Origin of the sequence: Furfurilactobacillus milii (assembly GCF_009863985.1) — a bacterium.
Lineage (GTDB): Bacteria > Bacillota > Bacilli > Lactobacillales > Lactobacillaceae > Furfurilactobacillus > Furfurilactobacillus milii_A.
In genome coordinates, this window is the sequence record NZ_WEZT01000005.1 from 34717 (window position 1) to 54764 (window position 20048).

A 20048-nucleotide genomic window follows, 5' to 3' on the forward strand; every position below is an offset into this window, starting at 1 on the left:
TTGTTCAAGAGCGAGATGGCTAGTAGGTTTTAAGGGCGATGGCTTTTAAATACTTAATATTTGCCGGATCGAAGTGCGTCATGGATTGTATTGGCAATTACGTTACGACCCAGCAATTGATCCTGCCAGTCTCGTGGAAGTGACGTCAGGCCACCCCGAATTGCCGCAAGGCCACCAGCGATGCTTGCAATAGTGTCCGTGTCACCGCCAAGATTGATTGCGTTCAGGACAAGGTCATGATAATCGGTAAAGTGGTTGAGTAACCACCAGACGCTTTCTGTAGTGTCAACGACATAGCCGCTGGTGTTAAGCTGAGCGGCAGTCAGTTTGTAAAAAGCAGGATCAAGAAGACGATTGTACTGAGGCAGTTCGCCGGCTAGTTCAGTTCGGTTCTGGACGATTCGCTGAACATCTTGAACCGCTTGGGTGAGAAACTGGCTGGTCCAACCAGTTGATTCAATAAGCCGAGTTAAGAGCGCGGAGTAAAGTAAGCAGGCGACTGTTGAACGAGCATGTCGATGCGTTAACTCAGCAACTTCGATAATTTGATCAACTAGATCTGGGCGGTTTATTAACGTTTGACCTTCATCTAATTGGTGAATAGCCCATAATGTGACTGGTAACATACGCATAAGGGCGCCATTACCGTTGTTTTTGACATCAGCGCTGCCTGCATCACGAGGATTATGCGTTTCACTGTAATGACGTAGTGCTTGACGAGTACCGTTACCAACGTCAAAAGTTTCATGAACTGGTGTGAAGTCAGCATCGTTTAACCAAGCCATGAAGTTATTCATGACTGGTTCCAATGGAATAGTGGCGTCAGTTGCGTTAGCCGCGATTGCAGCTAGCGTAGCAAGCGTCATGCTAGTATCGTCCGACCATGTGCCGGGCAATGTTTGATAAGCGCCCATAAGCATTTCGTGCACCGGATTTTGTTGCAACTTTTCGTAACTTTTAAATTGTGTTGACTGACCAAGGGCGTCACCGATAGCGATACCGTAAATGCCTGCAGTCAACGCTGCTGATGTATGTTTCATGTGCAAGACTCCTCTGAGATTAGTAAGACTTTCCACGATGAAGTGAATGATAAAAAATTTAACGATATTACTTAGAATGTCGAGTAGGAGCAAACCAAAACGGATATTGTTCGACGGAGAGGTAAATATCAAAGAAACGATTACCCATTTCTTCACCATCAACTTGACCGTATTCTAAAGAGGATATTGTTAGATGCAAATGATCGGCCTGATAATGATGAACGTTTTTAAAATTCAGATGACGCCCAAAGGCCATCATAATAAACAAGAAAATGAATTTAGGCAGAATCATTTTTTCCGCGATAATGAGCGATAATTTTCGATCATGAACATTTGCGATAGGCAAAATGGGAACGCCACCACCAAAGTACGGGTGATTACTTGTCGTTACCAAAAAGCCGTTGTCAAAAATATCACGACGGTTACCTACGTGAACCGTAACAGGGAAGGCAGTTTGCTGTCCTAGCACCTTGATGAGTTGTCCAATATAGGCCAGGTTGCCAAAGTGTAAACGGTTGAGCAAGCCCTTTTTAGTGCTGTGATTCGCAGCACTGACAATTGCGGCATCGAAACCAATGCCAACATTATTGACAAAGTAACGTTGTTCTTGTTGGGTCGTCTCTTCATAATGACCGATGTCCAATATTTCTGGTTCAGTAGCCGCTAGGATCTGTTTTAACGCGTTTGAAGGGTTGCGGGATACTTGTGCACCTCGGGCAAAATCATTGCCAGAACCGGCAGGAATGTACGCTAGTGGCAAAGCGACAGCTACATCGACCTTTTTAAGCCCATTTAGTGCTTGATTGAGAGTACCATCACCGCCGACGACCAAAACAATGTGTGAACCCATGGTGACATTTGCATGGTGTTTCGCGTACTGTTCAGCAAGAAGAATCGCATGTTCAGCATATTTTGTTTCATCCATTTGATATTCAATTCCCGGTTGATCCAGCTGTGGTTGAATCGTATGCCAAACGTTGTTTGCGTAACCGCGGCCAGCGTGACGGTTTAAAATGACGTAAAAGTGACGGGTCATAACAGTTCCTCTCAATATGAAACACTTTCTCTTTATTCAGTATACGAAATGAGCGACCAATGGAGTGGGGCCATTAGCAGTTGTTTAAGGTTTCTTAAAGAACATTGCGCATAAGAAAACCGGCTCTTCTGATGAAGAACCGGCAGCAATCAACGATTTTTGAATCGCGTTGATTATTATTCGTTTGTTGCTTGTGTTTCAGCTTTGGCATTAACTTCACGCCGTGCTGGTGAATTACGATGTGTGACAGGCTTTTTATGGGGTGTGTTTGTGCTAGTCATAATCAATTCTGGCAGAATCATCGGATGACGTTCAGTCTTTTCATACAAGAAACTCTGTAAGTCATCGATAATGGCTGTTCGAATCGAGGCTTCCGTTGCGTTATCATCGCGCATTGCACGGCGAATCGTCCGGAACACGCGCCGACGACCTTCATTAATCATGTCGCCAGATTCACGCATATAGACAAAACCACGACTGAGAAGGTCAGGACCAGCCTGAATTTCCTTGTTTTTAAGATCGATTGTCGCAACAACGACAACTAATCCTTCTTCGGACAACATTTGGCGGTCATGTAAAACGACGTTGCCGATGTCACCAACACCATTACCATCTACATATACATCGCCGGCGTTAAAGTGACCAGCGACACGGGCAGAATCGGCAGTAAGAGCCAACACATCACCGTTTTGCAGAATAAACGTGTGATCTTCTGGAACGTCACACAACTGCGCGAGTTGTGTATGAATCTTCTGCATTCTGTACTCACCATGGATTGGCATAAAGTACTTAGGTTTGATTAACCGAAGCATTAATTCCTGATCAACCTGGCCACCATGTCCTGAAGTATGGATGTTGTTGACAGCACCGTGAATAACTTCGGCACCGGCTTCTTCCAATTCGTTAATGACCCGGTTAACACTAGTTGTGTTACCAGGAATTGGGTTACTTGAAAAGATAACTGTATCATTTGGTTGAATTGAAATCTGACGGTGGGTACCGTTAGCGATCCGTGACAGGGCGGCCATTGGTTCACCCTGAGAGCCAGTACATAAAATGAGTGTTTCATTCGCTGGAATATTGCGAAGCTCGGAAGCATCAACCAACACGTCGTCGGGGATGTTAAGGTAGCCGAGCTCACGACCGTTAACTAAGGCTGCTTCCATTGACCGACCAAACACGGCGATTTTCCGATGATGTTCAATGGCTGCTTCGGCGGCTTGTTCAATTCGTGAAATGTTTGAAGCGAAGGTAGCAAAAATGATTCGACCGTCAATTTTATCAAACAACTTATGAATTGAATGGCTGACCCAGCGTTCAGACTTAGTAAATTCTGGCCGTTCGGCATTCGTTGAGTCGGAGAGAAGACATAAGACACCTTCTTCGCCGAGCTTTGCCATTTTCTGCAAATTCGGTGCCGGCGTGTTGATTGGCGTGAGGTCAAACTTGAAGTCACCAGTTTGAACAATCGTTCCAGAAGGCGTCTTAACTGCGACACCAAGAGTATCGGGAATACTGTGGGTTGTTCTAAAGAACGAGACACTCGTCTTTCTGAACTTCAGTACAGTATCTTCGTCAATCTCGTGCAGTTCAGTTGTTTCTAGTAACCCATGTTCTTCCAACTTGTTTTTAATGAGCGCCATTGGAAGGGGACCTGCATAAATCGGTACATGAATTTGTTGAAGCAAAAATGGAATCCCACCAATGTGGTCTTCGTGTCCGTGAGTGATGACAAGCGCCTTAATTTTTGATTCGTTTTGTTTAAGGTAAGAGTAGTCCGGAATCACGTAATCAATTCCCAGCAATTCGTCTTCGGGGAACTTAATACCGGCATCAATCATGATGATTTCATCCTGAAACTGGACACCATAAGTGTTTTTCCCAATTTCGCCTAATCCACCAACTGCGTATACTGCGGTTTCGTTATTTTTAATATTGAGTTTTGCCATAAGCTAAAACTCCGTTAACTTGTAGTTGGCGCCTTTTTGCTCATATTCCAAAGCGTTGCCTTCAAGTGGTTCTAAATATTCAACATTGTACTCAGTGTTAGCTTCAACGGTGCTCATTGCTTCGGCCTCATTGTCGGCCTCAATGTATAATGAGTGAGTGTCTTCCCGTTTAGGGTTACGAACTTTTGATTCTTGATAATAAACTTTGAAAATCATGTGTAAAAATCTCCTATATATAATGAATTTTTATTGTATGAAAAACAGAACCGTCACACCTAAGCGAGGCGGTTAACGAACGAAAAATTAAGGTGTTTTCTCCCGAACAGCGGTTGCGCGAACACAACATTTGAGTTCAATATTACCATAGCCGGCTGTCGATGTACACTCACACGGCGCATTGCCAGTGTATTCAGGCTCATTTACAAGGTCATTCGCTGGTGTAGGAAATTATTTCCAGAAAATACGGATTGATTTACCGTCGGCTAGCGGTTACTAACGAGAAGATATGGTAAAATTAGGTGTAGAAACGGAGGGGTTCTGAATGAAACTGGCACTAATCATTATTATAGGAATTATCCTCGCATATTTAATTTATCATTATATTCATCGTCTGATTATTCGCCGGGCGACAAGCATTGTTCGTAATGATGCTCAGGCGACGACGGAAAGTGCTATGACAAGTGCACTGAATCAGTTTGCTGACGAACACACTTTGAGCCAAAACCAAAATCATTTTACAGCGTCTGACACTGTGGCTGACGTTTGGGGCCGCGGCGTGATGGCCTTTGAGTTCAGCATCACTGTCGACAATTTGCAGGCAGATCAACTGCCCACCTTAAGGCGACCATTAAACAATGCGCTGGGAGAGTATGCAGTCAAAAATCATGTTAAACGGTTATCGACGAGCCATCCCACGTTTGTTGTGACTGATTTGTGGTTATTTGAGGGGCAATTGCACATTGATGTTGCCTATTTAATGAATGAATCTACCATTGAATATGTTCAGGATCTTAAACGACTTAACCCTTCGGAAAAAATGCCAGCCTCCAATGCTGAAGAAAACCACTAAGGATAATCATTTGTACGTTGGCTTTATAGTTAACTTTATATGTATAGTTAAAAACAAAAACCGCTTTGAACTAGCATGGCTGCTAATTCAAAACGGTTTTTGTTGACTCAAATTTAATTATGATGTGCCGAGTTTTCACTCAGGTTGTCGTCAATTGTATTCAACATGGCCGACAACGAGGTTAGTTCTGTACTGCTGAGACCTGCAAAGGTCAAGTCATTAACATGCTGTAACTGATTATTTATTTTGTCGATCAAATGGGCACCGTCATCGGTCAGTAAAACGCGCCATGCCCGTCGATCCGTATCCGTTTTGACCTTGCGTACAAAGCCTAAGTTGATCAATTGGTCCAACCGTCGCGTAACGTTGCTTGGGCTGAGATAAATCCGTCGATATAACTGATCCTGTGTTAAACCGGTTTTGGCATCGATCTTTAAAAGGAGATAATAATTGCTTGCCGAGAGATTAAGCGGTCGTAATTGATCGTCGAGCAACGCTGTTAGTTTTCTTGAGGCGGTGTTTAACTGGGCAATAAGATCATCGTTTAATGGTGAAAATGCCATGATTGCTTACCTCCAGGTGTTTAACCAATCAACAGTGTGTTTTCTTCGGCCGCAAATGGTTGTTCCTTATTAATATGGTCATAAAATAGCACACCGTGCAGATGATCAATTTCATGCTGACAAACAATGGCGGGATAATTTTTCAACCGAACCTTGTGGTCGTTACCGTCAACATCTTGAAAACGTAAAGTGATGCGATCAGCGCGCGGCACATAACCAGGTTTATCTTCATCAACGGACAGGCAACCTTCACCTTCGGACAGTGCCCCAAGCTGAACAGATTGGCTAACGATGACGGGATTAATAATTACATCCTTAAAGACTGGGTTGTCTTGAGCTTCCTGGGCAGCCTTTAAGACATCATCATGATTATCTGGATCATCTGGTTCTACAGGTGAGGGTACCAGAACGGCTGCCATTTGAATGGAAACGTCCACTTGCGGGGCAGCTAGACCGACTCCTGCTCTGAGACCGTACTTTTCAGCAAGGTCCGGATTTTGACTAACTTCCAGATATTCCATCATGTCCTTTGCAAGTTGTTGGTGTTCCTGACTAAGTGGAAAGGTGACCTTGTCAGCATACTTGCGTAAGGTAGGGTTACCATCCCGAATAATGTTGTCCATTAATATCACGTGCTGTTCCTCCTCATATACTACTAACAAATAGTGTACCATACGCTAGAAATTTCGGAACGGCTAAGCGCGAAGACGAATCGAAACAGAAGTCAAACAATGGACGCAAAGTGTTGATACTTCAACGTTTGAAAGCAAATATGTCCGTTAAGTAAGCTAGCAACGCTTCGTGAAAACCGACGCAAAGAAAACTTATTTTAATGTTATTAAATTTGTTTTCACAGTATAAAAATATTGGCATGTGAAATGTGAAAGAAGTATGAAAACGTGATTATACATTTAATACGCTGGTAAAAAGTTCATGTAACAGCGTTTTATGTTCGATTGGTTGGTTGCTATACAAAAAGCACCAAAAATGTTCAGAAACTTCACAAGTAAATGGGGTGTGCCAAGGTTTTTTGTGAGCTTTTTAACAATTATGAAACCCCTTGCAAACGATTTCTATCTAGCGTTACAATTGTCGGTGAAAGATGAAAGCGCATACATTTGCTTGTTGCAAGTCTTAGACAGTGAGCGGATGGAAGCTGTCATCAGAAAAAGAAAGGAATGTGTGCATTATGGCAAACAACGATTCATCTAAGCCAATTGTAGACTTTGCTGCGATTAAGGAAAATCTCGGTAGTGAATACAAAATGGTTCAAGTTCTAGACGGTTCTGCCAAAGTTGTTAATCAAGAGGTGTTTGACTCATTTAGTGATGAACAACTGGTTGATTTCATGAAGAAAATGGTTTGGGAACGTGCTTTACATGAGCAAACCATGAGCTTTTCACGTCAAGGTCGGTTAGGGTTCTACGCTCCAACGGCTGGTGAAGAAGCCAGTGAAATGGGCAGTGTCTCAGCTTTTGAACCTCAGGATTTCTTGTTCCCGGCTTACCGTGACTTACCACAACTGATCCAACACGGTGGTTCAGTTGAAAAAGGCTTCCTATGGTCACGTGGTCATGTTAAGGGTAATCAGTATGATCCAAAGTATCGTGCATGGATGCCACAAATTATTATCGGTGCTCAATTCGTTGAAGCTGCCGGTGCTGCTTTAGGAATTAAGAAGAACGGTGAGAACAACGTTGCCTTTGTTTACACCGGTGATGGTGGGACTTCGCAAGGTGATACGTATGAAGGCTTGAACTTTGCCGGTGCCTTCCAAGCCCCATTAGTTGCCATCATTCAAAACAACGGCTTTGCAATTTCCGTTCCACGGAAGAAGCAAACGGCTGCCACAACGTTGGCTCAAAAGGCCGTTGCTGCCGGAATGCCTTCTGTTCAGGTTGACGGGATGGATATCTTGGCTGTTTATTCTGTTGCTAAAGCTGCTCGTGAGTACGCAGCAGGCAATGGGCCAGTGCTGATTGAAACCTTAACTTACCGTTATGGTGCCCACAGCTCAGCCGGTGATGATCCTTCGCGTTACCGTACTAAGGAAGAAGAAAAGCCTTGGCATGATAACGACCCATTAATCCGTTTGCGCAAGGTACTGGAAGACAAAGGACTTTGGTCCGATCAACAGGAAAGTGACTATGTTGACGAATGCAAGACGCAGTTCAAGGCTGACTTAAAAGCTGCCGATGCAGAACCTAAACAAACAAATGTTGAAATGTTAAAGAACACGTTCGAAGTACCAACTCCGAACATCAAGGCACAAATTGCCGAATTTGAAGCAAAGGAGTCGAAGTAATCATGGCTACGAAAACTTATATTCAAGCGATTACTGACGGACTTGATCAGGTCTTAAGCGACGATGACAAGACGTTAATCTTCGGTGAAGATGTCGGTAAAAACGGTGGTGTTTTCCGTACCACTCAAGGATTACAAGACAAGTACGGTGAAGACCGGGTATTTGACACACCATTGGCTGAATCAGGTATTCTTGGTTTAGCAATGGGACTAGCAGCAACTGGTTGGCGGCCGCTTCCTGAGATCCAATTTATGGGTTTCACATTTGAAGCTGTTGACTCCATTGCTGGTCAAATGTCACGGACACGGTTCCGTTTCGGTGGCGAAAAGAATATGCCAATCACGATTCGGACACCATTTGGTGGTGGGACACACACCGCTGAAATGCACTCAGATAACTTGGAAAGTTTCTTCACTGATGTTCCCGGATTGCGTGTGGTAACGCCTTCCAATCCTTATGATGCAAAGGGCTTGATTATTTCAGCTGTTGAAAACAACGACCCCGTATTGTTCATGGAAAACTTGAAGTTGTACCGTTCCATGAAGGCTGAAGTGCCAGACGACAAGTACACGGTTCCGTTGGACACTGCCAAAGTGGTTCGCGAAGGAACTGATATCACCGTTGTTGCTTACAGTGCTGAAGTTAATGAAGCACTGAAGGTTGCTGACAAACTGGCTAAGGAAAACATTTCTGTTGAAGTTATCGATTTGGTTTCCTTATCACCAATTGACACAGACACAATCTTCAAGTCAATCGACAAGACGCATCATGTTGTGATGGTTCAAGAAGCACAACGGATGGCTGGTGTCGGTGCGACGGTTGTATCTGATATCGCTGAAAACGACATTCTTTCATTGGACGCCCCAATTGGACGGGTAGCCGCTCCAGACAGCATTTACCCATTTGCTTTGGCTGAAGACGACTGGATTCCGGATGCCGCTGAAATTGAAGCAAAGGTTCGTGAAATCCTCACATACTGATACTGACGTTTGATAATCAGATCAGACGGGTCCACCCGTAAATTCGATGAAAGGAAGATATTCCATGTCCTACAAATTCAAATTGCCAGAACTTGGTGAAGGAATGGCCGAAGGTGAAATTGCTGCCTGGGATGTTAAGGAAGGCGACAAGGTCGCTGAAGATGACACCCTGGTAGAAATTCAAAACGACAAGTCCGTTTCAGAATTACCATCACCAGTTGCTGGTACCGTTAAAAAGATTTTTATGCAAGCAGGTGAAACTGCTAAGATTGGCGATCCATTAGTTGAGATCGACGATGGCTCACCTGACACACCTGATGATGACGCTGCACCTGCAGCACCAGCCGAAGCTTCTGCTGCACCTGAAAGTGCCGCCCCAGCTCCAGAACCTGCTGCCACACCAGCGCCAGCCGCACCAGCTACCGGTGCCAACCCGAACCCTGTATTGAGCAACCCAAGTAAACTTGTGTTGGCAATGCCTTCGGTTCGTCAATACGCTCGTGACAACAATGTCGATATTTCAATTGTTGCCCCAACTGGCAAGCATGGTCAGGTATTAAAGAGTGACGTTGATGCCGCTAAGAATGGTGCCGCACCAGCTGCAACTACGGCTGCACCAGCTGCCGCAGCGAGTGCTCCTGCTGACACTGCCGCAGCTCCAATCAAGCCATACGTTTCAGCAACGCCTGATCTTGAAACACGTGAGCCAATGTCAATGACACGGAAGGCTATTGCTAAAGCAATGGTTACCTCTAAGCACACTGCACCACACGTAACTTCATTTGATGATGTCGATGTGACTGCATTGATGGCTAACCGGAAGAAGTACAAGGCAATTGCCGCTGACCGTGACATTCATTTGACCTTCTTGCCATATGTTGCCAAGGCTTTGGTTGCCGTCTTAAAGGACTTCCCAACCTTGAATGCGTCAATTGATGACAGTACTCAAGAAATTGTTTACAAACACTATTACAACATTGGTATTGCTACGGACACACCACATGGCCTGTATGTACCAAATGTTAAGAATGCTGATTCCAAGGGTATGTTTGAAATTGCTAAAGAAATCGCTGATAACACCCAGAAGGCTCAAGACAATAAGCTGTCAGCTGCTGAGATGTCCGGTGGTTCCATCACCATTAGTAACGTTGGTTCTATCGGTGGTGGCTGGTTTACACCAGTTATTAACTACCCAGAAGTTGCGATCCTTGGTGTTGGTAAGATTGCTAAAGAACCATATGTCAACGACGATGGTGAAATCGTTGTTGGTAACATGTTGAAGCTGTCACTGAGTTATGACCACCGTTTGATTGATGGTGCAACTGCACAACGCGCATTGAACGAGTTGAAGCAATTGTTGCACGACCCGGACATGCTGTTAATGGAGGGATGATTTAACAATGGCTGATGTAGAACAAAAAGACACGGTGATTATTGGTGCAGGCCCCGGCGGTTACGTTGCCGCTATTCGGGCAGCCGAACTTGGCCAACAAGTGACGGTGGTTGAACAATCAGAAACACTCGGCGGTGTTTGTTTAAACGTCGGTTGTGTTCCTTCAAAGGCATTAATTCAAGCTGGCCACCGTTTGCAAGAAGCAAATGATGCCTCAACTTATGGCATTACAACAGCTGGTCCAGCTACAATCGACTTTGCTAAAACGCAAGAATGGAAGCAAAAGAAGGTTGTTGACCGGATGACCAGCGGGGTTGCCATGTTGTTGAAGAAGCACAAGGTTGAAGTGATCCGTGGTGAAGCCACACTAGACAGTGATACTCAGTTACGTGTTATCACTCCTGGGCCAAAGCAGTTCATGAGCCGTGACACAGGTCGGACGCTGGCTTTTAAAGACTTGATTATTGCATCAGGTTCACGACCAGTCGAAATTCCTAACTTCAAATTTGAAGGTCGGGTTATCGATTCAACAGGCGGTCTGAACTTGCCAGAGATTCCTAAGGAACTGGTTGTTATTGGTGGTGGTTATGTCGGGACTGAATTAGCTGGTGCCTATGCTAACCTCGGTGCTCACGTAACGATTCTTGAAGGCACACCATCGATTCTGCCTAACTTTGAAAAAGACATGGTTTCACTTGTGCTCAAGAACTTGAAGGCTCACAAAGTTGATGTTATTACGAGCGCGATGGCTAAGAAGTCTGAACAGGATGACAATTCTGTGACTGTCACTTATGAAGTTGATGGCAAGGCTCAAACAATCAGGGCTGACTACTGCATGGTCACTGTTGGTCGCAAGCCTAACACAGACAACCTTGGGCTTGAATTCACGGACGTTAAGACTGACAAACGTGGTTTCATTGACGTTGACGATCAAGGTCGGACAGCTTCTCCGCATATCTACGCAATCGGTGATATTGTGAACAATGGTCCAGCATTAGCACACAAAGCCTTCTTTAATGGTAAGGTTGCCGCTGGTGCAATTGCAGGTCACCACACTGCAAACGATTATGTAAGTGTTCCTGCCGTTTGTTTCGCAGACCCTGAATTAGCCACGGTTGGGTACACCCAGGCTGAAGCCAAGGATGCCGGTTTGGAAGTTAGCACCGCTAAGTTCCCATTTGCTGGGAATGCGCGGGCGGTTTCAATGGATCAAGCAGATGGATTCGTTCGTTTGGTCACAACTAAGGAAGACAACACCCTTGTTGGTGCCCAGGTTGTTGGCCCAGATGCCAGTGATTTAATCGCTGAATTAAGTTTGGCAGTTAACTCACACATGAATGCCGAAGACGTTGCTTTGACCATTCACCCACACCCAACTTTGAGTGAACCGATTCAAGAAGCTGCGGATATCGCAATTGGTTTCCCAACTCATATCTAATATCGTAATGCACACATCATTACTGAAAAAGAGGCTGGTAACAGCCTCTTTTTTTGCGCTTGAATTGTCAAATTAAGTGCAACACTACATTAAAGAATATTTCATAAGGCGTTTTCCATCCGAGACATTTACGGGGACGATTATTCATTTGTTCTGCTCCTTTCATGATTGTTTTCGCAAACATCATTTTACAGAAATTTGGCCATGGGCCATTCTTTATTTAATTAGTGTTGCACTTAAAGTGTAAATTCAAGCGGAAAATAATGCAGATAACTGATTGTGCTCACCAATTTTGTGGATTGCGTAGTGCAATTACAGTCTCATGCACTGATTTAATTGATATTCGGAGCCGCTTGGGTAAAATTATGGTAAACATAAACTAATATTTCAATTAATTGAGTCAAACGCATATTTATTGCTTTACTTAATACGTTTTATTCAAGAGGGATGGTCTGTTAATGAAGCCAAATGTAGTGCTATATGGGACCGGGAGATTTAATCAATTATTGTTATCCAGTTTGATCGCGTTGGATTTACCAATTGGAATGGCTGTTATGGATTCTGGGGACGTTGCTGCTGATCAGCTTTACGCGGATACACAAGTAGCTGCTGAAGGCTGCACGAATTTAAACGTTAAAATTGCGACGCAAACTGACCTAGTAACAGCGGATGCTATTATTTTCGGCGATATTGCGCCGATGGAAGCTGGGACGGAACGTGATGATGCGTTGAGCGTCGTAATGCCTCGTTTGCGAAACTTCATTCGTGAGGCGATGGCACAAGGCTTTAAGGGGAAGATGATTGTCGCCAGTCAATATGACGATTTGTTGACATACTTTGCCCAGAAGTTTTCCGGTGTTGGCGTCAGCAACTGCATTGGTGTTGGGACATTAGCTCACACAACAATTTTAAATAACACTTTAGCGAGAACATTTAATGTGCCGCTTGATAGTTTGCATGCCTACGTAGTGGGAATTGCCAATGATCACTTGATTGCTTGGAGCCGATCAACAGTCGGACCGGCACCGGTGCTTTCGTTGATGGCAAATGAGGATATTAACTTCGATGCTGCTGAATTAGGTGAGATTGAACAACAGCTGAATGCAACTGCCATTTCGACTAATGATGCATTGCGCGCGCAGTCAGTAATTAAAATTTTGAATGGAATCTTTTTCGATCATCCATTTATCGGTTCTTTAACCAATTTGCTGACGATTACTGAAGAACGAGTGACACCATTCAGCACGCCAGTTCGTGTCAATGCAGCCGGGGTTTCAAAACTCGTTGATGTAAGTTATTCTGATTTGGAGCAACGTCAATTAGACGAAATTGGTAGTCAAGTTCGTGACACTACATTGGCGATTGAAAAGGGAAGTTTGGAAGAGGACGACGATGAAGACGAACATTGATTTACCGTTGGACGAACAGTGGTCTCGTCAAGAGATCGTTATTGCCACTCGTTTATACGAATTAGTTTTGGAAGCCAATGAGACCGGTGTCGATCGGGAAAAATTATTGGCAGCGTACGAAGCGTTTACGCAAATGATGCCATCAAAAGGTCAACGCCGTCAGCTAGATCGGCAGTTTGAAAAACAGGCTGGCGTCAGTATTTACGCGACAATTAAACAAGCTCAGGGCAGTTCTCGCAAACGGCTACGAATTGAGTAAGCGTCATTTTGAAAAATATTTAGTGTAAAAATGCAGAAAGGAACAATTGGATGCAAGAAGCAACGTATCAAAAGTGGAATGCACAAGTTACGGCCTGGATTGATGAGGCGAAGGCTAATATTTTAGAGCATTTTCATGAACCGCTAGACGTTGAACAGAAGTCCGGTCGTCGTGACTTGGTTACACAAGTTGATAAGGAAAACGAACAGCGTTTCGTAGCCCATATTCGTGAGTCGGATCCAACCGCACGCATTCTCGGCGAAGAGGGACTTGGCGATGACGTTCAAGATGACAAAGGGCGGTTGTGGATCATCGATCCGTTGGACGGCACGATGAACTTTGTCAAACAACGGGATGATTTTGCCATTATGTTGTCACTTTACATTGATGGTGTAGGTCAGGCAGCATGGCTGTGTGACGTTATGGGTAACCGGTTATTTCATGGCGCTAAGGGGCTTGGCGTTTGGCTCAATGATGATAAAATGACAGCTCCGGCCAATTTACCGTTGAGCGAAGGCTTGGCAGCATTATCCGGTCCACTAGTTACTCACGATGTGGATCATATGCAGGCGATTGCAGCTGCGAGTTTAGGCATGCGAATCGTTGGCAGCGCAGGCATTGCTTTCACAAAGGTTTTACGCGGCCAGCAAGTGTGTTATATCTCATATTTGAGGCCTTGGGATTTTGCGACAGGAAAAATTTTAGCAGAAGAACTGGGTTTAGTAGTGTCCACAGTTGACGGTCAAACGCCGACTGTGCTATCATATGGCGTTGTATTAGTAGCTACGAAGCAGGCACAAAAAGCTATTGTTGCCATGCAAACCGCGTAATGTCGGACTGTGACACGAGTTAACGAGGAGTCACAGTTTTTTTACGCCTTGTATAAGGGCGCGCGCTACCGATTAATTTTAAGTTATTTGAAACGAAGGGAAGTTACACTTTGAAAACTAGAGACGATATTCGTAACATTGCTATCATTGCCCACGTTGACCATGGTAAAACAACTTTAGTTAACGAATTATTGAAGCAATCCGATACGTTGGATTCCCACACGGAAATCGCGGATCGTGCAATGGATACGAACGCAATCGAACAGGAACGTGGGATCACGATCCTGTCAAAGAACACAGCCGTTAAGTACGGTGACAAGCAGATCAACATCTTGGATACACCAGGACACGCGGACTTCGGTGGTGAAGTTGAACGTGTTATGAAGATGGTTGATGGTGTGTTATTGGTTGTGGATGCCTATGAAGGAACCATGCCACAAACACGTTTCGTGCTTAAAAAGGCATTGGAACAACACTTGACACCAATCGTTGTCATCAACAAGGTGGACCGTCCAGGTGCTCGCCCTGAAGAAGTCGTTGACGAAGTGCTTGATTTGTTCATCGAACTTGGTGCGGACGAAGACCAATTGGAATTCCCAGTTGTTTATGCTTCTGCCATGAACGGGACTTCTTCATACGATTCAGACCTGTCTACGCAAGAACACACGATGAAACCAATCTTTGATACCATTTTAAAGACGATCCCAGCACCAATCGATAACGAAGACGAACCTTTGCAGTTCCAAGTTGCTTTATTAGACTACAATGATTTCGTTGGTCGTATCGGAATTGGCCGGATTTTCCGTGGAAAGATCAAAGTCGGCGATAACGTTACTGTTATGAAGCTGGACGGTTCAACACAGAACTTCCGTGTAACGACACTGTATGGTTTCTTAGGTCTGCAACGGGTTGAAGTTAACGAAGCCAAGGCTGGTGACTTGATCGCCGTTTCCGGGATGGAAGAAATCAACGTTGGTGAAACTGTGACACCACAGGACCACCAAGAAGCATTGCCTGTTTTGCGGATTGACGAACCAACTCTGCAAATGTTATTCCGGACGAACGACTCACCACTTGCTGGTCAAGAAGGTAAGTTTGTGACAACTCGTCAGCTGGAATCACGTTTGAAGCAGGAATTACACACTGATGTTTCGTTACGTGTTGAAGACACCGACGAACCAGATGCATGGATGGTTTCTGGTCGTGGTGAATTACACTTATCAATTTTGATTGAAACTCTTCGTCGTGAAGGTTATGAATTACAAGCTTCACGTCCGGAAGTTATCTACCGTGAAATCGACGGTACGATGGAAGAACCATTTGAAGCCGTTCAAATTGACACACCTGAAGAATACGCTGGTTCCATCATCGACTCCTTGTCTCAACGCAAAGGTGAAATGAAGAATATGGAAAACACAGGTAATGGTCAAACTCGTTTAGAGTTCTTGGCGCCTTCACGTGGTTTAATTGGTTATTCAACTGATTTCTTATCCATGACGCGTGGTTATGGAATTATGAACCATACCTTCGACAAGTACATGCCAGTTATTAAAAACTGGAACCCTGGCCGTCGGAACGGAACCTTGGTTTCAATTAACCAAGGTACTGCAACTACGTACGCCATGATGGGTGTTGAAGGACGTGGTCAATTGTTCATCGATCCTGGTACCACTGTGTACGAAGGGATGATTGTTGGTCAAAATAGCCGTGAAAACGACATTTCTGTCAACGTTACCAAGGGTAAGAACATGACTAACGTTCGTTCTTCAAACAAGGATATGACTGCGACAATCAAGACGCCAACACACTTGACGCTTGAAGAATCACTCGAATTCTTGAACGAAGACGAATATTGTGAAATCACACCTGAACACGTTCGTTTGCGGAAACAAATTCTGGAAACAAACGCACGTGAAAAAGCTTCTAAGCGTCGTAAGGCTGCTGCCCGCGACAACTAAATTTGTCTTTTAAAAGCCTTGTCCTTGTGACAGGGCTTTTTTTAAATCTTGCGGTATACAGTCACTGACAGTGCCTAGTTTTGTGGGATGACTTATGAAACGCGAATTATGATTATTAATCTCGGCAAATTACAAGTTTAATCCGAACAAGCCCGGAAACTTTCAATGGCAGTCTGTTGATGATGTATTTTTAATGGTCGTTGATTAATTAGTTCAAGTGCTGCTAGGATCTCATCAGTCGTTACTTGGCTAAAATTGTAATCACTCCCTATATTGGTTGGAATTAGCTACTACCATTGTAAGTGATTGCTTTGGGCTTTTTAATTTCTGTTCGGATTAATTATAGAATTTGCCTCTCGTATAAAAATTTGTAGTTGTTCGCAGGTGAATTCAGGTTTTAGTGGGGTGGCGTTTCCAATCAGCATCTTACTAAGTGCTCATCACACAGTTAAATGTTAAATAAAAACCGTAGATGATTGGCTTGTCGGCAAAGCAGACGTGAGCGTATGCTATAATATGAAAAGAATTTTTTTGTGAGGAAAACGATGTGAAAAAGTTTAAGATTCTTGATTACTATATTTTAATTCCGTACATCGTTCTCAGCCTGGTTGGTATCGTGATGGTGTATTCAGCTAGTGCTAACGTGGCCATCAGCAATGGTAGTACGCCAAATGGATACCTGATTAAACAGACCGCGTACGTAATTATTGGACTTTTCTTAGCCGCATTTTTTTATTGGCTTCGACTATCAGTGTTAAGACGGCGTTCCTACGTCGAAATCGCGACATTTGTTATGTTAGGTTTGGTGCTGATCGTGTTGGTTATCGGTGCGAGGATCAACGGGGCCAAGGGCTGGATTAATTTAGGCCCAGTAAACATTCAACCTGAAGAGTTTTTAAAACTTTATATTGTGCTTTTCTTGGCCCACTATATGGATTCGCATCAGGTTAGTTTAGAGGAACGTTATTGGCATACGATGCGTGCGCCGCTAATTTTATTTGCTGTCATGATTGGTTTAGTTCTGATGCAGCCAGACACTGGTGGTGCAGCGATTGATTGGTTTATTATTTTGATCATGATGTTGAGCAGTGGTAACAAACATAATGTGCCTACCGAAATTGTTGGTGTTCTGTTTATTGGCTATTTGGCAATGTTAGGCTTTTTGTCACACACAAACTTGAACTCGCCGATGTGGACTAAGCATTATCAATTACAACGGTTTGTCGCCTTTATCGATCCATTTGGAACGATTAAAACTGTTGGTCGACAGCTCGTTAATTCATACTATGCGATTAGTAATGGTGGTCTATTTGGTCGCGGTTTGGGAAATAGTATTCAAAAAATGGGCTATCTGCCAGAACCTAACACTGATTTTATTTTGGCAGTAACCAGTGAAGAGCTGGGTGTTATTGCAGTGCTGATCATTCTCGCTCTGCTAGGAACAATTGCTGGGCGGGCTATTCAAATTGGCAAGCGGGCATCTACAATGTATGAATCGTTAGTTTGTTATGGCATTGCGGCGCTCATCACCGTGCAGTCATTGTTTAATGTCGGCGGTGTCGTTGGTGCGCTTCCTATCACTGGGGTGACCTTGCCGTTTATTAGTTACGGTGGTTCATCTATGTTAGTGCTGTCTATGTCAATGGGTATCCTCTTAAATATTTCTGCCCGTGAAAAGCGTGCACAAATCGCTGAACGTGCTGAAAGGGCAACTGTTAAGTAAGCTGAATTATATATAGCTGTGATAATGTCATCTGGAAAAATATTGAAATAAAAGAGTAAGGAGGACGTTTTATGAGCGAGGAACAAACAAGCCAAGTCAACGGCTCAAAGGGTTCAACTGATAAAAAGAAACAGGCGCCACGTCGCAATAATCACCATCCCCGTCGGCGGTCCAAATCAAATCAACAGAGAAACAATAAACCCAATAACAGAGCTAATGAAGAAGAGAAAAAGGCGCAACAAAGTCCTAGTGCTAAACAGGACAAAACTGTTAAAACGACAAGTGATGGCGGCCGTCAGAATCGATCCACAGGTCAGCATCGCCGTCGTCGTTCGCAACGTAAACCCAACCCAACTTCGAGACAGGATAATGTACATACTGGCGAAAAGACGGTTACTGCATCACATTCCGTTAAAACGAATTCACATGGTGTAAAACGCGAATCAGAACAAAAAAAGACGGTTTCTCGGTCCCATAGAAACAGAACAACCACGCACTCATCGATGAGTCACTCAAAGAGTGAAACTCAACATGAGAAAATTTCACCAACGGTGCCTGTAAAAGGGACTGACAGGCAAAGCGTTCCTGCTAAATCCGAGGAGGTCGTCGTTCGCGCTAATCTGGCCGATGCTTTTGTTAATCACGAGCCTGAAAAATTGGCGCCCCAACCTCGCCAGGCGTTGCATGTGTTTGTCCGCAATTTGCGTCAGGTTCGGCAACTTAGACGATTTGGCGATATCGAGTACATTTCAAAGAAGCTACACTACGTTGTCATTTACATGGATCAGGATGACATTAGTCGAAATCAGCAAGCAATCAACAAATTATCGTTTGTTCGACGTGTAATGGTCAGTGAACGGCCAGAAATTGACCCGTTTGTTGGCGAAGGGGTTAACGCTAATTTCGTGACTCATACAGAGAATGATGGTGCGGCTGATGCTATCCCTGACGCTGACCAAACGTCAGCTGATCATTCAGACTCAGCGGCAACAAAATCGACGGAGGCACATTAATGCGAGTGGTTGCAGGCGAGTTTGGCGGACGACCGTTATCAGCAGTTCCAGGGTCGTTAACGCGTCCCACTACGGACAAGGTCAAAGAAGCCATGTTTAGTATGATTGGACCTTATTTTGACGGTGGCCGGGTATTGGATTTGTTTGCCGGATCAGGTGGCTTGGCTATTGAAGCCGTATCACGCGGTATGGCTGAGGCCGTATTGGTTGATCATCAGTATCAGGCAATTAAGACCATTAAGGCTAATATAGCGGTCACAAAATCAGCGGATCAGTTTACGGTAATCAAGGGTGAAGCTAACAATGTGCTCAAACGCTTGGTTGCAGAAGAACAGCGATTTGACCTAATTTTGTTAGATCCGCCATACGCAAAACAGAAAATTATCGATAATCTCAACTTCATGGCAGCAAACGGATTACTCAATGATGGGGCGCAGGTAATTGCTGAAACAAATCAGGAAGCTCAATTGCCAGAGAATTTTGGTGCATTTACGCAAACTCATCATCGGGACTATGGCATTACGGACGTGATGGTGTATCGGTATCAAGTCATAAAAAAGGAGACCGGCGAAGATGAGTAAACGAATTGCGGTTTTTCCAGGCAGTTTTGATCCACTGACGAACGGTCATTTGGATATCATTGAGCGTGCCAGTCACATGTTTGATCAGCTCATTGTTGCCGTTGGCACTAATACAGGTAAACGGCCGCTATTTAGCGTTGAAGAAAAAATTGGCATGATTCAAGCTGTCACGACCAACCTACCAAACGTTAGTGTTGAAACCATCAGTGGATTGACGGTTACGTTTATGCATGAGCACCACGCTACCTTTTTGATTCGTGGGTTACGCAATGATCAGGATTTTAATTATGAACGCGATATTGCCAATATGAATCGCACATTAGCAGAGGATGTTGAGTCTGTCTTTTTGTTAGCAAAGCCTGAGAATGCGCAAATTTCTTCCAGTATTCTGAAAGAAATCGTTCACTTTGACGGTGATGTTTCAGCATTTGTACCAGCTGTTGTGTGGACCCATTTGCAGGAGAAACGGCAACAGGAACGGCAAGAGATGAATTAATAATTG

General features: G+C 44.2%; 19 protein-coding genes and 1 pseudogene. 13 read left to right on the top strand and 7 right to left on the bottom strand.

Going from position 1 to position 20048, the window contains the following annotated elements; all coding sequences use genetic code 11:
* Window positions 1-53: 53 nt before the first annotated feature.
* From GB992_RS03050 to GB992_RS03065, 4 genes are all read right to left on the bottom strand, one after another.
* Window positions 54-1040 carry an ADP-ribosylglycohydrolase family protein gene (locus tag GB992_RS03050; RefSeq protein ID WP_161001162.1) on the bottom strand — a complete coding sequence of 329 codons (987 nt, stop codon included), beginning with the start codon at window positions 1038-1040 and terminating at the stop codon, window positions 54-56.
* Between the two features lie 67 nt (window positions 1041-1107).
* Complete coding sequence (locus GB992_RS03055) at window positions 1108-2076, bottom strand: diacylglycerol/lipid kinase family protein (RefSeq protein WP_161001163.1); 969 nt, start codon at window positions 2074-2076, stop codon at window positions 1108-1110.
* Between the two features lie 176 nt (window positions 2077-2252).
* Complete coding sequence (rnjA, locus tag GB992_RS03060) at window positions 2253-4025, bottom strand: ribonuclease J1 (protein WP_161001164.1); 1773 nt, start codon at window positions 4023-4025, stop codon at window positions 2253-2255.
* A 3-nt stretch (window positions 4026-4028) separates the two neighbouring features.
* Complete coding sequence (locus GB992_RS03065) at window positions 4029-4241, bottom strand: DNA-directed RNA polymerase subunit epsilon (RefSeq protein ID WP_017262050.1); 213 nt, start codon at window positions 4239-4241, stop codon at window positions 4029-4031.
* A gap of 325 nt (window positions 4242-4566) precedes the next feature.
* On the opposite strand from GB992_RS03065, the gene GB992_RS03070 reads away from it, so the two are divergent.
* Window positions 4567-5094 (top strand): hypothetical protein, encoded by a 528-nt coding sequence (locus GB992_RS03070; RefSeq protein WP_161001165.1) that lies wholly within the window; start codon window positions 4567-4569, stop codon window positions 5092-5094.
* A 113-nt stretch (window positions 5095-5207) separates the two neighbouring features.
* Here the strand turns inward: GB992_RS03070 and GB992_RS03075 are convergent, their stop codons facing one another.
* Window positions 5208-5657 (bottom strand): MarR family winged helix-turn-helix transcriptional regulator, encoded by a 450-nt coding sequence (locus GB992_RS03075; RefSeq protein ID WP_161001166.1) that lies wholly within the window; start codon window positions 5655-5657, stop codon window positions 5208-5210.
* Window positions 5658-5677: 20 nt separating this feature from the next.
* Window positions 5678-6289 (bottom strand): peptide deformylase, encoded by a 612-nt coding sequence (locus GB992_RS03080; RefSeq protein WP_161001167.1) that lies wholly within the window; start codon window positions 6287-6289, stop codon window positions 5678-5680.
* Window positions 6290-6846: 557 nt separating this feature from the next.
* On the opposite strand from GB992_RS03080, the gene pdhA reads away from it, so the two are divergent.
* From pdhA to typA, 8 genes are all read left to right on the top strand, one after another.
* The gene (gene pdhA / locus GB992_RS03085) at window positions 6847-7962 is read left to right on the top strand and encodes a pyruvate dehydrogenase (acetyl-transferring) E1 component subunit alpha (RefSeq protein ID WP_161001168.1); all 1116 of its coding nucleotides are present in this window, start codon (window positions 6847-6849) and stop codon (window positions 7960-7962) included.
* A gap of 2 nt (window positions 7963-7964) precedes the next feature.
* Entirely contained in the window at window positions 7965-8942 is a 978-nt protein-coding gene (locus tag GB992_RS03090; protein WP_017262044.1) for an alpha-ketoacid dehydrogenase subunit beta, read from the top strand.
* A 64-nt stretch (window positions 8943-9006) separates the two neighbouring features.
* Window positions 9007-10335, top strand: a complete 1329-nt coding sequence (locus GB992_RS03095; protein WP_161001169.1) for a 2-oxo acid dehydrogenase subunit E2 — start codon at window positions 9007-9009, stop codon at window positions 10333-10335.
* Window positions 10336-10342: 7 nt separating this feature from the next.
* Complete coding sequence (lpdA, locus tag GB992_RS03100; RefSeq protein ID WP_161001170.1) at window positions 10343-11773, top strand: dihydrolipoyl dehydrogenase; 1431 nt, start codon at window positions 10343-10345, stop codon at window positions 11771-11773.
* Between the two features lie 458 nt (window positions 11774-12231).
* Complete coding sequence (locus GB992_RS03105; protein WP_161001171.1) at window positions 12232-13182, top strand: Rossmann-fold NAD(P)-binding domain-containing protein; 951 nt, start codon at window positions 12232-12234, stop codon at window positions 13180-13182.
* On the top strand, window positions 13166-13441 hold the full coding sequence (locus tag GB992_RS03110) for a UPF0223 family protein (protein WP_161001172.1): 276 nt from the start codon (window positions 13166-13168) through the stop codon (window positions 13439-13441). Before GB992_RS03105 ends, GB992_RS03110 begins: the two co-directional genes overlap by 17 nt.
* 50 nt (window positions 13442-13491) lie before the next feature.
* Window positions 13492-14271, top strand: coding sequence for an inositol monophosphatase family protein (locus GB992_RS03115; RefSeq protein WP_161001173.1), 780 nt, complete (start codon window positions 13492-13494; stop codon window positions 14269-14271).
* Between the two features lie 110 nt (window positions 14272-14381).
* On the top strand, window positions 14382-16229 hold the full coding sequence (gene typA / locus GB992_RS03120) for a translational GTPase TypA (RefSeq protein WP_017262038.1): 1848 nt from the start codon (window positions 14382-14384) through the stop codon (window positions 16227-16229).
* Window positions 16230-16366: 137 nt separating this feature from the next.
* Here the strand turns inward: typA and GB992_RS03125 are convergent.
* Window positions 16367-16486: pseudogene (locus GB992_RS03125) on the bottom strand (IS30 family transposase); the annotation flags it as partial.
* A 290-nt stretch (window positions 16487-16776) separates the two neighbouring features.
* Here GB992_RS03125 and GB992_RS03130 point away from each other — a divergent pair.
* The 4 genes from GB992_RS03130 to coaD all read left to right on the top strand — a co-directional run bounded on the left by GB992_RS03130 (window position 16777) and on the right by coaD (window position 20042).
* Window positions 16777-17952, top strand: a complete 1176-nt coding sequence (locus tag GB992_RS03130; RefSeq protein WP_161001174.1) for an FtsW/RodA/SpoVE family cell cycle protein — start codon at window positions 16777-16779, stop codon at window positions 17950-17952.
* A 71-nt stretch (window positions 17953-18023) separates the two neighbouring features.
* On the top strand, window positions 18024-18965 hold the full coding sequence (locus GB992_RS03135) for a YlbG family protein (RefSeq protein WP_161001175.1): 942 nt from the start codon (window positions 18024-18026) through the stop codon (window positions 18963-18965).
* Window positions 18965-19546, top strand: a complete 582-nt coding sequence (gene rsmD, locus GB992_RS03140) for a 16S rRNA (guanine(966)-N(2))-methyltransferase RsmD (protein WP_161001176.1) — start codon at window positions 18965-18967, stop codon at window positions 19544-19546. The genes GB992_RS03135 and rsmD overlap by 1 nt, the downstream gene beginning before the upstream one ends.
* Window positions 19539-20042: a pantetheine-phosphate adenylyltransferase gene (coaD, locus tag GB992_RS03145; protein WP_161001177.1), complete on the top strand. Its 504-nt coding sequence runs from the start codon at window positions 19539-19541 to the stop codon at window positions 20040-20042. The genes rsmD and coaD overlap by 8 nt, the downstream gene beginning before the upstream one ends.
* Window positions 20043-20048 lie beyond the last annotated feature (6 nt).